The sequence below is a fragment of the Leptospira congkakensis genome (genome assembly GCF_004770265.1).
Classification (GTDB): domain Bacteria; phylum Spirochaetota; class Leptospiria; order Leptospirales; family Leptospiraceae; genus Leptospira_A; species Leptospira_A congkakensis.
In genome coordinates this window covers 328,733-343,514 of record NZ_RQGQ01000016.1, presented here as the reverse complement: position 1 = coordinate 343,514, position 14,782 = coordinate 328,733, and the positions used below count along the sequence as shown (strand labels likewise).

At 37.6% G+C, this 14,782-nt stretch carries 13 protein-coding genes; 5 read left to right on the top strand and 8 right to left on the bottom strand.

Going from position 1 to position 14,782, the window contains the following annotated elements; translation table 11 throughout:
- Positions 1 to 4: 4 nt before the first annotated feature.
- Entirely contained in the window at positions 5 to 568 is a 564-nt protein-coding gene (locus EHQ70_RS11970) for a hypothetical protein (RefSeq protein WP_135586695.1), read from the bottom strand.
- Between the two features lie 86 nt (positions 569 to 654).
- On the opposite strand from EHQ70_RS11970, the gene EHQ70_RS11965 reads away from it, so the two are divergent.
- On the top strand, positions 655 to 1,614 hold the full coding sequence (locus EHQ70_RS11965; RefSeq protein WP_135586693.1) for a putative glycoside hydrolase: 960 nt from the start codon (positions 655 to 657) through the stop codon (positions 1,612 to 1,614).
- 38 nt (positions 1,615 to 1,652) lie between these two features.
- Here EHQ70_RS11965 and EHQ70_RS11960 read toward each other — a convergent pair whose 3' ends face one another.
- The 4 genes from EHQ70_RS11960 to EHQ70_RS11945 form a co-directional block, all read right to left on the bottom strand.
- Positions 1,653 to 2,672 (bottom strand): lipase secretion chaperone, encoded by a 1,020-nt coding sequence (locus tag EHQ70_RS11960; RefSeq protein ID WP_135586691.1) that lies wholly within the window; start codon positions 2,670 to 2,672, stop codon positions 1,653 to 1,655.
- Between the two features lie 95 nt (positions 2,673 to 2,767).
- Positions 2,768 to 3,679: an esterase/lipase family protein gene (locus EHQ70_RS11955; RefSeq protein ID WP_135586689.1), complete on the bottom strand. Its 912-nt coding sequence runs from the start codon at positions 3,677 to 3,679 to the stop codon at positions 2,768 to 2,770.
- A gap of 346 nt (positions 3,680 to 4,025) precedes the next feature.
- Entirely contained in the window at positions 4,026 to 5,393 is a 1,368-nt protein-coding gene (gene radA, locus EHQ70_RS11950; RefSeq protein WP_135586687.1) for a DNA repair protein RadA, read from the bottom strand.
- Positions 5,393 to 6,031, bottom strand: coding sequence for a ribonuclease D (locus EHQ70_RS11945; RefSeq protein WP_135586685.1), 639 nt, complete (start codon positions 6,029 to 6,031; stop codon positions 5,393 to 5,395). Before EHQ70_RS11945 ends, radA begins: the two co-directional genes overlap by 1 nt.
- Before the next feature lie 54 nt (positions 6,032 to 6,085).
- Here EHQ70_RS11945 and EHQ70_RS11940 point away from each other — a divergent pair, with 54 nt between their 5' ends.
- The 4 genes from EHQ70_RS11940 to EHQ70_RS11925 all read left to right on the top strand — a co-directional run bounded on the left by EHQ70_RS11940 (position 6,086) and on the right by EHQ70_RS11925 (position 11,966).
- Complete coding sequence (locus EHQ70_RS11940; protein WP_135586683.1) at positions 6,086 to 7,972, top strand: glycoside hydrolase family 36 protein; 1,887 nt, start codon at positions 6,086 to 6,088, stop codon at positions 7,970 to 7,972.
- A gap of 75 nt (positions 7,973 to 8,047) precedes the next feature.
- Complete coding sequence (locus tag EHQ70_RS11935; protein WP_135587205.1) at positions 8,048 to 8,506, top strand: putative lipoprotein; 459 nt, start codon at positions 8,048 to 8,050, stop codon at positions 8,504 to 8,506.
- A 179-nt stretch (positions 8,507 to 8,685) separates the two neighbouring features.
- Entirely contained in the window at positions 8,686 to 10,347 is a 1,662-nt protein-coding gene (locus tag EHQ70_RS11930; protein ID WP_244288322.1) for a hypothetical protein, read from the top strand.
- Positions 10,344 to 11,966 (top strand): dolichyl-phosphate-mannose--protein mannosyltransferase, encoded by a 1,623-nt coding sequence (locus tag EHQ70_RS11925; RefSeq protein ID WP_135586679.1) that lies wholly within the window; start codon positions 10,344 to 10,346, stop codon positions 11,964 to 11,966. The genes EHQ70_RS11930 and EHQ70_RS11925 overlap by 4 nt, the downstream gene beginning before the upstream one ends.
- Here EHQ70_RS11925 and EHQ70_RS11920 read toward each other — a convergent pair.
- Genes EHQ70_RS11920 through EHQ70_RS11910 form a run of 3 tightly spaced genes read right to left on the bottom strand, consistent with a single transcriptional unit; the run spans position 11,923 to position 14,780 of the window.
- Positions 11,923 to 13,038, bottom strand: coding sequence for a SpoIIE family protein phosphatase (locus tag EHQ70_RS11920; RefSeq protein WP_135586677.1), 1,116 nt, complete (start codon positions 13,036 to 13,038; stop codon positions 11,923 to 11,925). The genes EHQ70_RS11925 and EHQ70_RS11920 overlap by 44 nt on opposite strands.
- Positions 13,039 to 13,065: 27 nt before the next feature.
- Positions 13,066 to 13,881 (bottom strand): hypothetical protein, encoded by an 816-nt coding sequence (locus EHQ70_RS11915; protein WP_135586675.1) that lies wholly within the window; start codon positions 13,879 to 13,881, stop codon positions 13,066 to 13,068.
- Complete coding sequence (locus EHQ70_RS11910; RefSeq protein ID WP_135586673.1) at positions 13,881 to 14,780, bottom strand: histone deacetylase family protein; 900 nt, start codon at positions 14,778 to 14,780, stop codon at positions 13,881 to 13,883. The genes EHQ70_RS11915 and EHQ70_RS11910 overlap by 1 nt, the downstream gene beginning before the upstream one ends.
- Between the last annotated feature and the right edge of the window lie 2 nt (positions 14,781 to 14,782).

The following is a 14,782-nucleotide window of genomic DNA, read 5'->3' as shown; positions in this document are numbered from 1 at the left end:
TGATTTATTGAAACAACATAAACCTTTCAATGTAAACAATCATCTCCACAATTTCTGCAATGATACGATCGATTTGTTTTGTGATTTGGTTTTTTTCTTCTGGAGTGATTACCTTGTCCATTCCTGCATTTCCATAAATTGCATAAAATGTTTTGATATCGTTTGAAAAAGAAGTATTAAACCACTCTTTGAATAATCTTTGTTTCATTTTGTATTCCGGTCGAATGGCACCTGTGAGTTCCCAAACCGATCCATCCGTAAACCGCAATCGTAGTTCGAATAAACCCCTATCCTTTCGAATGTATGTTTCTTCATCGAGAGGGGAAAAATCGATTTTTCTAAGCATCACAAGAACCAGTAAAATGTTTTCCAAGTGTTCTATGAGATTCTTTTTCTCAGATCCACTAATTTTAGAATCATCTCCCAAATGTTCTAAATACGATTCACCCATAGTCTGGAAGAGACGGGAAACTTCCACCATTCGGTCTTTAAAACTTTTTGGATCTGATAGTTCCTCTGGAAATCGACCGTAAGATTTTAAATTGAAGTCATTGGAAATTTCTAACATGCCCAAATTTTCTTATGACCTGTCATTTTCGTCAATCGATTCGATTTGAATTTTCCGAACACAGTCAAAATCTTGTCATTACTACCATGAAACAACTCACTGCCTCCATCCTACTTCTATTCTTCTTCGCCTGCCAATCGACATCAAAAGCCGAAAAAAGGCAAAATGCAGATTCTTCCGGAATCACACCCGATTTTATCGAAGGACTTTATATCAATACCAAAACCATACGTGATAAAAAACGTTGGAGTTTACTTTTTCAAGTCATGAAGGATGCAGGAATGAATACGGCAGTAGTCGATATCCAACCGCACCCACCCACTCCAGAACAAGTGGCAGAAGCCAAAGCACTTGGTTTTTATCTGGTGGCAAGAGTTGTGAACTTTGAAGGTGGACTGACAGAAAAAACACCTAATGCTAATTTGATGATTACCATTCAGAAGTCCATTCGTAAGGCTTGTGAATTAGGATTCCCCGAAATTCAATTGGATTATATCCGATATGCTGATGGCGGAACGAATTTCAGTATGAGTTATGAAAAACGTTACGAGTCCATTCTCGGAATCATCAAAGACCATAAAGAAAAAACCAAAGACAGTTGTTCCAAAGACACTCGTTGGACTGCCGATGTATTTGGAAGAGTTCCCTTCATCGAAAACGACGTGATTGGACAAAAAGTGGAACCTTTTAGTGAAGAACTGAATGGACTTTATCCTATGTTGTATCCATCACATTTTTATGGACTAACCAAACGTGTGGCCGATCCGTATGGAACCATCAAAGATGGACTTGATCTAACTGTCAAACGTGCCAAACAAGGAACCAAAGCCATCGCTTGGGTACAAGGATTCAACATGATGGTTGGCCCAAGTAAACTAACTTATACCGACTATATCAAAGTACAAATGCAAGGAGCAAAAGATTCCTTAGGCCATGGATTTATTGTTTGGAATGCTGGAAATGAATACATCGACACAATGACTGCGTATGAAAAATACAAATCCGAACCCACAGCCGAACGCCAAAAGGTAAGTAAAAACGATTAACTAAAACAAACTTGGTAGTTAGTTAAAAAAGCGGGAATTTATTTTCCCGCCTCTTCTATATTCTTTCTTCGAATATAAGCATCTGCTTCTTCTTCAGAACCAAGGAATTGAATTCTAATTTCTTTGAGTCTCTTTTCCTTTTCGGAAGCCGAAAGACTTGCATTCTCTCTTAAAAATTCCTTTTCTTTCGATTCGTACTTAGAAATTGACTCTTGGAATTTAGATTCTTTTGCTCTTTCCTCAGCCAAATTGGCAGCACGTTCTTTTCCAAAGTATTTGGTTTCGATACGATTTAGGTATTTTTCCTTTTCTTTTGGATCAGAAATCGCGTTATACTCTTTATCACGAAGACTCATTTCCACTTGATAATGATCAAATTTATCTTCTCTGGAAACGAGAGCATCGTAATACGTTCCATAAGTTTTTTTCTTCAGATCTTCAAACTGTTTCACTCTTTGTTCTGCGGGTAAGTTTGCCGATTGTTTGATAAAGTTTTGACTGCCTTCTAAAAAGGAAACTTGCGATTCTTCCATTCCAAAAATCAAATCTGCTTTATCATTTAAAACATCTCTACGTTTGGCTTTGATTTTTTCATATAGTTCCACGAAGGATAAGTCTGTTGGTTGTTCCCATTTTCTATATTCTTCTTCATAACGAAAATACGATAAAAACAAATCTTTCACTTTTTCTTTGTCTGGTGATTCATATTCGGCTTCAATATAAGCAATGATGGTTGCATTACATTGGTCTGGTGTATATTCGGCTTTGCATTTACGACGGAGTGCCCAAACTTCCCAAACAAAATTGATTTTTCCTGATTTTAATTCATCTAACAATTCTAAATAAGGTTTTGTCCGATCTTCACGAAAAGGAGAAATGGCTTCGTCCCAAAAACCTTCGCCGGTTCCGAGAGGAGAGATTCTCTCCATTGCCATTTGTTCTTCTGGACTCAATGATTGTTTTGATTGTGAGGAAGAATCTTGTTTTAAGAAGTAAAGAATACCCAAGAGAAAAATAAAAACGATAACTATGATGATAATAATTTTTTTAAAATCCATTCTGAATGTATAAAAACCTAATGTGGAATCAAGATTTGAAATTGTTTAGGAATAAAAAAAAGCCGGATGAGTATCCGGCTTTTGTAAGCGAGTTCTTATAAACCAGCTTTTGCGTTTTTAGCGATGTTTAAGTAATGACCTTGCACATCAAAAAAGTTTTGTCCGCTCCAAGCCAAGTTTGTAGCTTGTAAGTGGTCAATTCCTGTTGCAAACCAATAAGAAGAAGGTGTTCCTTTCCAAGTTCCCCATTTTTGAGAGTTCAATGGAACCACACCATCGTTACCACCACCTAAACCATAAAACAATCCACCTGCCCAAGTGATTGGGTGAGTGAGTGCCATGATTGGGTGTTGGATAAGATCTGCCCAAGCCATTTCACTTCCGTAAGAGTAGTATTTGATTCCTGATTTGTTAGGTGAGTTTGTGTTGAAAGTTTTCACATAACTTACAGTAAGTGATTTTCCCATAGCGATTACGTCTTGTGGACGACCGTCACGGTAAACTAATTTTGCAAGTAAACTAAGTGCGGAATTTGCGAATGGTTGTAACCAACCAGGAATCACTCCAAGAACGATATCAGCCATCGGTGCTCCTTGGTGAAGAGAGTTGATGGTAGTAACCGTTTGTGTTTTTCCGTTAAATCCAAGATTGGATACCATATAACGAATGACAAGTCCACCTTGGCTATGGCCCATCAAATGAACCTTAGAACAACCGTTTGCTGTCATCCAAGTTGTTACAGAAGATTGAATTTGGCTTGCGCGAGTAGGAATGGAATTTGTAGCCGAACTTCCAGGAGTGGTGACTTTTGCACCTTGGCTACGAAGATAACCGTCAAGGCCTCCCCAATACTTTACAAGTCCACCAGCGAGACCTTGGGTATCATCAAAACCAAGGATTCCATGAACCAGCGCGATGCACTGACCATCAAGAGGACCGGCAAACAGACCGGAGGTGGGAACGGAGAGAAGGGTCGCTAAAAACCCGATCAAGAATTTCTTTTTCATATTTCACCTGAACTTTCTATGTTTTTTTACAATATAAGTTCATATTAGTGACACCAGTCAATAACTTATGGCAACTTTAGGTCAAATGTTTCGAAACGATGTTCATAACTAACGCCGTAAGTTCAATAGCGTAGATTCCAGAAAATCACCTCTTCCACTCGTTTTCTTTAGTAGAACCTCTAGTAAAATGGCAATTAGTTCAAAACGATTCGGGAACTTGGTTCGTCCATTTACGATTTTGGACGAGGGTTCTTCCCATGTGCCGAGTTCGGGAATCGATTCCAACAAGGACTTGCGAATCGAAAGAGTGGTTGATTGTCTTTAAGAAGGCCGATTCGTGTAAGAATCAAAAACCTAACTCTTGTAAGTGTTTGACTGGAACAAGTTCCAAAGAAGGAAAAATGCCTTCCACTTCTTTGAAGTTCCCTTGTGGAATGTATACCTTCGAAATTCCAATGCCTGCCAGTTCTTTGAGTCGGAGGCTGATTTGCCCCACACTTCTCACTTCTCCCGAAAGTCCCACCTCTCCCAGAAATCCAATTTCTCTCGAAACTGGTTTGTCTTTAAACGAAGAGGCTATGGATGCAGCAATGGCCAAGTCGAGACTTGGTTCGTCGATGCTAAGTCCGCCAGCAAGATTGCTGAAGATATCCGATTCTGATAAAGGGAATCCTAAATACTTTTCAAGAACCGCAGAGAGTAAAATCACACGGCGGTTGTCTAACCCTTCTGCCATACGACGCGCTTGTCCATAAGATGTTTTTGTGACAAGGGCTTGCACTTCTACACTGATCGCACGAGAGCCTTCCATCACGGAAGACAAAACACTACCAGATCTTTCTTCTGACTCGGGAGAAATAAACAAACGATGGCGGTCGAGGACTTGTTTGAGTCCGCCCGATACCATTTCAAAAATGGCAGTGTCACCTACGGCACCAAATCTGTTTTTGACGGCGCGAAGGATACGGTAATAGTTAAACCGATCTCCTTCAAAATACAAAACTGTATCAACCAAATGTTCCAAAACTTTTGGGCCAGCAATTTGGCCTTCTTTAGTGATATGTCCAATGAGAAAAATAGGAACTGACGTACGTTTGGCGGTTTCCAAAAAGATTTGAGAGGACTCACGTAATTGTGTGATGGTTCCCGCTTGATTGACTAAACTTTCTTTTAAAATGGTTTGGATGGAATCGATAAAAACCACTTTTGGTTTTAAGTCGGAAATCATTTGCGAAATATTTTCCGCATACACTTCGGAAGATAACAAAATGTTTTCGGAAGTGACACCCATCCGTTTGGCCCGAAGTCCAATTTGGGAAGCAGACTCTTCCCCTGAAATGTACAAAACAGAACCTTCGTTTGCGATGTTTTTCGCAATTTCTAAAACAAGAGTGGACTTTCCAACCCCTGGCTCTCCACCAACTAACACCAAACTGCCTGGAACAATCCCACCACCAAGAACCAGATCCAATTCGCTAAATCCTGTTGAAGTGCGAAAGTGAGCATCGCTCACCACAGAACCTATAGATTTAGGATCTGTGTATTTTCTGTCTTTTGGTTTTTGTAAGACGGGAGAATCAAACCTGCCAGCAGAAGTGTTTGCCACTTCTTCGATTTGGTTCCATTCCCCACAAGACGGACATTTTCCAGCCCAACGACTGAAACTATCCCCGCAGGACTTACATTGGTATTGGGGGAGTTGCTTTTTTGCCATCAGTGTTCGAAAAGATTTGGTACTTCCAAAAGATCCAGTTCGACTTGGGTTTCTAAAAAGGCAAAACAACGTTCCGCCAAAGCAAACCGATTTTCGCGAATCATCATCTCTGTGAGGATGGACTCAAGAGCAATTAAAAACCGAACATCTGTCGATGCATAATCCACTTGGTCTTTCGTGAGGATCTTTTTCCCCCAATCCGAACTTTGATTTTTTTTATCGATGTTTTCTTCAAAAAATTCGCGGATGAGTTCCTTTAACCCGTGTTTATCGGTGTAAGTTCGAGCAAGTTTGCTTCCAATTTTTGTACAAAACACATTTTTTACTTTGATCCCGAGCCTTGCGCGAAGGAAGGTCATGTCCATCCTTGCAAAATGGAAAATCTTTGTGATATCTTTGGATTCAAATAATTTTTGGATATTCGGGGCTTCGGTTTGTCCTGGTAGAATTTGCACAAGAGCGACTTTATTTTTAGAATCGGAAATTTGTACAACGCAGAGTCTGTCCCTTCTGGGATTGAGTCCCATCATTTCACAATCCACAGACAACCGGTCATCCTTCTTAAAGGCTTCAAAAAATTCTTCGTTCAGATCTCCTTGTAAGACGACTGGTTTTATAGTTGAACGTTTTTGGGTCATAATGGCTTACTATGGAAACTACCCTAACAAAATCATCAAATAGATTTTTCCAAGATGAAAATTCAATACAGAGTTCATAATTCCGTCACTATTTCTAACTTCCTTCCTGTAAAGGCAGGTGTTTACCAATCCGAATGTAAAAAATTCGAACTTTTACTTCCACAAGCAACTGATACCAAAACAGGAACAATCCTTAGTCCCAAACTCATTTGGCGGGAATCCACGCGGCCAGAAGTGGGATTTTCTGTAGACCATTTGGAGTTGGAATTATCCATCCTTCCAGAAGGTGGCGGTTATAACCTCTTCCAACATGGATACCAGTCTTGGTCCATTTCGAGAAAGGTAGAAAGTACCTCCGTTGACAAACCTCCGTTTTTATCTTTTTTACAATACTCTCAAGAGAATATTTATTCTAAACATGAATCGAAAGTGGGAAAGTTTATCTCAGAATATCTCACTCTAGTTTTTAATAAAGAATCTGGAAATGGAATTCTGTATGCTCCGATCGAACAAGGAGAATTCGGAACCAAATTCGAAGTGGTATTGGGAGAGAATGGAGTTGTAACATTTGTTAAAGTCATTTATGATATACATTGTTTGCCTGACCTCCGCCCTAATGCAAAACTCAGCATCGCAAAAATCAAAGTCCTTCCTTTCAAAGGAAATCCAGAAATCAAACTGGCCAAATACTTTGAAGAACTGGGCAAAAAAGAAGGCCCTGGCAATTTACCAAAAAAAGTTCCAACAGGTTGGTGTTCTTGGTATTATTATTACACAAAAATAGATCAAAAAACCATTTTAGATAATCTAACAAAAGTTAGAGAATTAAATCTTCCTTTTGAATTTTTTCAGATTGATGATGGATACCAAAAAGAAATTGGAGATTGGCTTGTTCCCAACGAAAAATTTCCAGGTGGAATGAGAATTCTTGCTGATGAAATCAAACGTGTAGGGCTAAAACCTGGGATCTGGCTTGCACCCTTTCTTGTGCGAAAAAAATCAGAATTCTTTCGTAAATACCCAGAAGCCATTCTCAAAGACCAAAACGGAAAACCAGTTCCTGCCATCTACCAACCTCTTTGGGGAAAAGGTTATACCTACGCGCTCGATATCACTCATCCCACTGCCCTTGCTTATTTAGAAAAAGTTTTTTCAACCATTGTGAAAGAATGGGGATACCCTTACTTAAAATTGGATTTTTTATATGCGGGTCTCCTTCCTGGCGATGTATATAACAAGAGTTTATCGCCACAAGCAAGATACAGAAATGCATTAGAACTGATTCGTAAAACGGTCGGTAAAAACACATTTTTACTTGGATGTGGGGCACCCATGTTGCCATCGGTGGGAATTTTTGATGGAATGCGAATTTCTTGTGACGTCGCACCTTTTTGGTATCCAGAAAAACTTCGTGTTTTCTTAAAAGATAGAAATGCCCTTTGTACAAGAACGGCTCTGATCAATGACATCACTCGTTCTTCGATGCATAGACATCTTTGGCTGAATGATCCCGATTGTTTGCTTGTTCGTAAAAAAAGAAACAAAATGAACGAAGCACAAACCAAACTGATGGCATCCGTCATGGCAGTGTCAGGTGGGATGTTACTAGTATCTGATGATCTTACTAAATTAGAAATGGATCGTTTGGATCTTTTAAAGAAAGCCTTTCAGTTGAATCGGGAATGCCAAGCTTACACCCCGATTCCTATTGGAATTTTTGAGGAAGAGTTTCCCAATGCGATGTACAATCCAGCGGGTTACCTTGGAATTTGGAATCCAACCGAAGAAGAAAAAATCATTCGAGTCGCCGTTCCCCAAGGACTAAAAACCAAAGAACCTTTTTTGGATTTCTGGACAGGTACGATGGTAAACCTTCGGATCATTGGTGGTCATTTTGAGGTCACACTACCAGCTTTTGGCTCCGTTGTTGTCGCCGTTTGAGTGAGAAAATTCATTGACTACTTTTGAATTGGACTTAAAATTTTTGCAATTCGTCGTAAGAGGTTTTTTATGCGTATGATCAAACATTTGAGTATAGTTTCCGTAATTGCGGTACTACTTTCATTTAACAATTGTTCTTTCTTAGATTCTGCATCTACTAGTATCAGTAGATTGGGAGTTTCTGTATCCGACTCGGCATCTGCCCTTGTAAAATCAGTTTCTAACAGTATTTCTTCTATTTCCGACAGTGGAAAAGAAAAAGCAATGAACGAGTACAAAGAGGATATCATTGCAAGTGTAGCCTTACAGATTCGTTACGAAAACCAAAAACAAGAATTAGAAAACCAACTTTCCGCAATCGCAAAATCTCATGGTGTTGTAGCTTGGAGATCAAACAGTGCCACTTACATTGCCATTGGGCAAGGCCTAAAACAAGCAAACTTAGCACCTTCTGAAATGAAGATCGTAGCTGAAGATGTTGCAAAACAAAATCCAGTTGTCGCAAAACTAATCCTAGACGGGTACAAACTATAATTCAGTTCGATTGGGGGCGGAGAAACACCGCCCTTCTCCTATTTTTTTTCATCTTATCTTTTTTTAATTTTTTTCCATTACATTCTTCACCCAACCAAAATCCCTACGGTTTTTTATATATCGATTCGAACTCAGGCCAATCCAGCGGAGGACATTCTGCACTCCGATTTGGAGACCGAGTGTATCATCTCCAATATTCATTTGAAGACAAAATCTTTCACATTGTACGAGAACCTTGGGACGAATTTAGATTCCAATACGGTGTTGTCCAAAACCGCAATATCGAACTTTACGAATGGAACCTATCCGATTCCGCAAAACGATCGTTAAGACAAAAGTGGAATGAACTTTACTTAATTCAGGAAACCCATCTCCAAAACCAAAAAAAGTTAGAAAAAGAATGGGAGATTTCAAAAGCACAATCGGAAGGAAAAGAAGTTTCCTTACCAATTTCCGGGTTTGGTTATTTTACAAAAATATTCGATCCAAGTTCTCCCATTCCTAACTTATTTTCCTTCACTAAGGATGAAAAAGAAATTTTAGAAAGATTCGTTACCGAAAATGAGAAAATCAAAAAAACGGAACAGTTCAGGACAAATTCCTTGTCCTTACCAAAAACAGATTCTCCTTATCGATTGATCCATACTATCCAAACCAAAACAGATTCATTCACAAGTGCAGAGAAAAAAAACTTTGTTCGGATGTTTCTCTTAAATCCAGTCCTTACGTATGAACCAGCTTTTTTACAATTAAACGAAGCTGAATTCCAATTAAACGAAGCTGAGATTGAAATTTGGAAAGGATACCAGGGTCACTTAGTAAAAAACTTACGGTCCTGTGTGTTAGACGGAGATTGTAATGATTGGGAAGAGATGATTTTACTCATTAGAATTCTTTACATTCAAAAGTCCATAGAAACAAAAACAATTGTATTTCCTAAAAAAAACTTAGAGGGATTCCAATACCTTCCTTTCGTTGATTTACCTGAGTCAGTAAAAACCACCAAACAAGAAGAATACGCCAAATTATTTATTTTAAAAAAACAAATCTTTGCAACCGGTTTCGACTCTATACAATTTTTTAACTGGGAATCCTTCCTTGTTCGTTACCAAGGTTTTTTGGAATCAGGGATAACATCAGAGGGAATTGAATTCAATTGGGTAGGACAGAATCCATACCTTGATGAACCTAGAGTTGGGGAAGTTCCTGACCTAAAAGAAAATACAGAAAAACAAAAAAATTATGAATCCTATACAGAAGGTATTCAAAACCTCTATTCCTACCACCTAACGTTTCAAAACTGTACTTCAGAACTTTTTAGATATATGAATGAAATGTTTCCCGATGGAAAAGTAGGGAATGAAACCATTTGGAATCCGCTTTCCAGTAAAACCGTGAGTTTTAATTTTGTTCCTGCAGTGGCTGCAAAGAAGTTGGAATCCAATTCCGGCACCAAACAAACAAAAGTTTTTTTATCCTATCGAAACTTAAAACGGAACAAATTAACAAGTTTTACAGAAAAACATTTTAAAGAACGATTTGTTCCTACTTCGAAAATTTACAAACCCAATCCAATCGATCATCCATTTTTGTTTTTTACTGAAGAATCAATTTGGAATCGTCCTATTTTTGGTTTGGCCAATACCATCTATGGAGTGGGATATACTGGGATGGGAATTTTGACAGCTCCCATAGACAAAGGGCAAAATTTTTCCAAAGGAACCGAGTCTGTATTTTATAGCCTTCCAGAACTTGTCTTTTTTAATATCCGAAAAGGACATTTCCCTTTTATAGCAGCAGAAGATATCCCCGAAGAATACTACGAAAAAGAATCCCCATGAAACAAACCATTCTCTTCACTCCTTATCTTTTCCTTTTAGGACTCCAATTCCTTCCCACAAAACAGTGGTTTGTCCCTGGAGAGAAGTTTATCTATATATCAATCTCCATCTTTTTTATCATCTTACAATCGGTGGTTCTTTTTCTTAACACAAAGGATGATTATCTAAAGGATAAACTAAAAACTTACATTCCACAAAATTGGATTTTGGGATTTATATTTTTTATTTTTTTAGTTTTGTTTCCCCTTCGGAATATGGATTGGGGAGATGGGCTCCTACTACTCGAAACAAATCTTTTAGAAACCAAACTCTTTGGATTTCAGTTCACATTGGATGAAATTTTTGAAACAGTTCTCCATAGTGAATTTTCAAATCTATTATTTTATTTTGGTTTTTCAGATGATCCAAGAGTCTCTTATACATTTTTGTCACAACTGGCGGGGATTGGAATCATATTCGGTTTTTTATGGAAGGCAAAAGAAAATTTTAAATCAAATTCTTTCTCTATCCTCATATTACTATCGTCTGGTGGAATTCTACTCACCTTTGGATACGCCGAAAACTACACATTGGTAACCGCGGCTCATTTGGCACTTTTCCTTTTTGTTACCCAATATGTAAAAAATCCAGAAGACAACAATCTTTTGTTATATGGAACAACGGCAATTGTTGCCATCTCGATGTTATTCCATTTGGTATCGGGTTATTTGGTTGTTTTGCTTTTTTATTTATGGCTCGTCCATTCGCCAAAAGAAAAGAAACTCAAACATCTAATCTTTTGTGGGCTGATCGGAATGAGTATTCTCCTTCCATGGTTTCTTTACTTTCTATTTTTTCATGACCCAGCCATTGATAAAAATAGCACTCACTTAATCCATCCACCTTTTTATCCCAAAAGCAGATTGTTATCATTCAATCATCTAAAAGAAATTTTGTCTGTTTTGTATTGGAATGCTTCCATTGCCACATTCTTTTTGTTATATCAGTTTTTCTTTTTCAAAAATGCATGGAAGGAATTTATAAAGAGACCGGAAACAAAGGTAATCCTAGTTTCCATTTTCGCATTTTTTCTTCACGGAATCTTTCACAATCCACAATTAGGTTTTCCTGCTGACTGGGATCTGATGGGATTTTATTGGTTACCCATTACATTTCTCGCTCATCAGTTTTATATCCAATCAAAAGATATTTTTATAGAATGGATTCCCGTTTTTTTATTCGGAACTACCATTGTGATTTTTTCTGGTTTCACCTTAAACCAATCCAACCAAAACAGAGAACAACTTTGGGAAACCACAAAACAGACAATTCACAGTTATGTGGCAGAAAACAAACAGTATATAGACACCCTTTCCAAAGAAGATAAAAAGTTTTTTGCAAAAGGTGATTTTTTGTTTTATAAAGGAGAAGTCGTCACAAACCAACTTTGTGATTTCCCAAAGAAACAAGAAATCATTCGAAAAATGAAACTACACCGAAAAGATTGGAAAAAAGGATTCGAAGATGGAAGTTTCAAATCCAAAGATTCCCTTGGTTTATTTTTAAAAGAAGCAACAGAAACAAATATAGAATATATTAAATCTCTAGAAGTAAATAAGATATGTCATCCGATGCCTTAGAAGAAGTTTCTAAATACTGGATGTAGTTTGTAATCTCTGTTTTCATGTTCTCTATCTGCTTTTCCCCACTAGGAAGTTGGATTAAAGTTTGCACTAATGGATGGGTACTAGAAGCAAGTAACCCATCCGAATACAAAAAGAGAATGTCTCCTGGCTCCACAGAAACTTCATTTTCGGCAAATTCCATCTCTTTAAGAATCCCTAAAATTTGTCCAGACTGGTCTTGTAAAATCAAAGGGGAATGATTTCCCTTTTGGAAAACAAGTGGAAAAGGATGACCTCCCCTTGCATAAGTGATTTTTTTCTTAACATGATCCACAATGATACTAATGGCTGTCATACTATGAGTACCAATTTCATTACAAAGTTCTCGATTCAAACGAGAAAGTAACTCTGACGGTGCAACAGTTGTTGTTCGCGCCAGTTCTTTATGGATAGCTGTCATAAGAATAGCAATGAGACCAGAGGTAACACCGTGACCTTCAATATCACCCATCAAAATCAAAGTTCTGTCTTCATCTAAAGGCAAAACTTGAAAAAAATCACCGGAAACAAAACTGACTGGTCTGATCTCAGCAAAGATTTTATGATTTAGACTTTGTGGTAAATTCATAGTTCTTGTTTGAATTTTTGCAGCAAGCCTGAGATCACGTTTGATGGATTCATCCATCGATTCTTTATCTTTTAAAAAATTATAATATTCGAAAGCTCTCGAAATTGCAGCTTCGATAGATTTTGTATGGAATGGTTTTAAAATAAAATCAGAAGCGCGGTGGTATAAAGAAGAAACTACAGTTTGAATGTCATGTTCCCCTGTCATCATAAGGACTTGGGTTTTGGAATCGTGAGCTTTGATCTTTGGCAAAAGATCTAAACCCGTAGTTTGAGGCATATTGACGTCCAAAAAAACAATTGGGTTTCTTTCCCCTTCAAAGTATTCCAGACCTTGGAGAGGGTTTGTAAAATACCGAACAAAATATCCCAATCCATTGATAATGAGTTCTAAGGTTTCACAGATTTCTGTATCATCATCTATGATGAGAATCTCGGGTTTAAAAGAATATTCGGACATCTACTAGATTATCGGCAGTACTGAGGGTTATTTTGAGACCAATGTGAATTTTAGTTTTTCTTTCACTTCCTCCACTTTTTTAAAATACGCCTCATGGAAAACTTTTTTCTCTAAATAAACATCGGTACAGGAAATCATTTCTCCATACTTCCACTCATAAGGTTCCCCATTTTCATAACGAACTCTGTTCTGATGGATTTGAGAGGACAAACTTCGTAAATTTGTTCCTCGAAAATTTCGCACAAGAGCTCGGAACGTCCCTTCTTTCTCAGGATCAATGAAACGGAATTTACGTGAAAACAAAACTGCATCATGAAAATATTCAGGAACATTAAAAGCTCCAGACGTTCCCAATTTTTTAGAAAGAACACGGATGAAATCAGTGAATTCATTTAAAACATTGAGACCAGGATATTCTTGTCCAAAGTACAATTCCTTTTTGATGTCCCCTGGTTCAAAATTGATATTTTGAGTGAGGAGCCAATCGATATAAATCATAGGGAACTGTTCATCATCCCCTTTCATTTGGAATTGTGATACTTTCAAACGAGTATGAACTAAAATTTTTCTATTTTCTGTTTTGATATAAATGCGGTTATCAAAATTATTTAGAATTTCCAACTCAATGATTGGGTTGGGGAAACCACGTTTTTCAACAGCAGCGATCAAGCCAGCGCCAACTAACAACTGCTCCACCTCATAATGAGTAAAACGATTGAATAACCTTGGCTCCATATTGAGTGAGGTGTTTAGTTCTTTTGAAACATCAACTAAAGACAACTCATCCAAGTTTAACCAATCGGATTCGTTTTTCTTTTTGTCTGTAGATGAAAAAACACCCATTATTTTTCACCAAACGCAGTGATGGTATTAAAATGAATTTCAACAGTGTCGCGGAAATCACGTGCATATCCACCTGCAAGAGTCACAACACAAGGAACATTGAGAGTCTCTGCAAACTTACGAACCATCAAATCTCTTTCTTTTAAACCTTTCATAGAAATTTTTAATTCACCAAGAGAATCATCTTCATAAGGATCAGCTCCTGCAACATAATAAATTATATTTGCGTCAAAATCTTTTCGGATTTGATTTAAGGAAGATTCCAATGTAGAAAGATATTCATCATCTCTGGTATTTGGTTCTAAGTTCACATCTAAGTTAGATTCTTCTTTCTTAGGATAAAGATTACCTTGGTGCATCGAAAATGTGAAAACTTTGTCATCGTATTGAAAAATATATGAATTTCCATTTCCTTGATGTAAATCCAAGTCAATGATAAGGGCATTTATGTTGGGAGAAGTTTCTTTTTGTTTTCTTATAGCAATTGCCACATCATTCAAATAACAAAAACCTTCCGCTTTATCGGGAAAACTGTGATGATAACCACCGCCCATATTCAAAGCAAATTGAAAGTTTTTTGAAAGTTCTGCTGCCATAATCGTTCCGCCGACACCATACATAAAACTTTCCACAATACTTCGATTAAGCGGAAGTTCAGAATACATAGTTCGCGATGTATGTTCGTAACTAAACAGATCATCTAAGTATTCTTTGGTATGAACGAGTTCTAAATCTGCTTCTTCTGCTTTTTTGGGTAACAAAATGTCCCAGGATGCATAGACCGGATCCCTTTTGACACGATTGTAAAGATGAGAATATTTGTGAGCAGGGAAAACATGACCCGGTAATTCGAGATTGTACGAAGAATGGTAGATGAGTGCGAGTGCATTAGATGCCATTA

Coding starts and splice junctions, on each gene's coding strand:
- EHQ70_RS11965 (WP_135586693.1), top strand. CDS start 655: ATGAAACAACTCACTGCCTCCATCCTACTTCTATTCTTCTTCGCCTGC.
- EHQ70_RS11955 (WP_135586689.1), bottom strand. CDS start 3,679: ATGAAAAAGAAATTCTTGATCGGGTTTTTAGCGACCCTTCTCTCCGTT.
- radA (WP_135586687.1), bottom strand. CDS start 5,393: ATGGCAAAAAAGCAACTCCCCCAATACCAATGTAAGTCCTGCGGGGAT.
- EHQ70_RS11960 (WP_135586691.1), bottom strand. CDS start 2,672: ATGGATTTTAAAAAAATTATTATCATCATAGTTATCGTTTTTATTTTT.
- EHQ70_RS11910 (WP_135586673.1), bottom strand. CDS start 14,780: ATGGCATCTAATGCACTCGCACTCATCTACCATTCTTCGTACAATCTC.
- EHQ70_RS11945 (WP_135586685.1), bottom strand. CDS start 6,031: ATGACCCAAAAACGTTCAACTATAAAACCAGTCGTCTTACAAGGAGAT.
- EHQ70_RS11935 (WP_135587205.1), top strand. CDS start 8,048: ATGATCAAACATTTGAGTATAGTTTCCGTAATTGCGGTACTACTTTCA.
- EHQ70_RS11940 (WP_135586683.1), top strand. CDS start 6,086: ATGAAAATTCAATACAGAGTTCATAATTCCGTCACTATTTCTAACTTC.
- EHQ70_RS11925 (WP_135586679.1), top strand. CDS start 10,344: ATGAAACAAACCATTCTCTTCACTCCTTATCTTTTCCTTTTAGGACTC.
- EHQ70_RS11915 (WP_135586675.1), bottom strand. CDS start 13,881: ATGGGTGTTTTTTCATCTACAGACAAAAAGAAAAACGAATCCGATTGG.
- EHQ70_RS11920 (WP_135586677.1), bottom strand. CDS start 13,038: ATGTCCGAATATTCTTTTAAACCCGAGATTCTCATCATAGATGATGAT.
- EHQ70_RS11970 (WP_135586695.1), bottom strand. CDS start 568: ATGTTAGAAATTTCCAATGACTTCAATTTAAAATCTTACGGTCGATTT.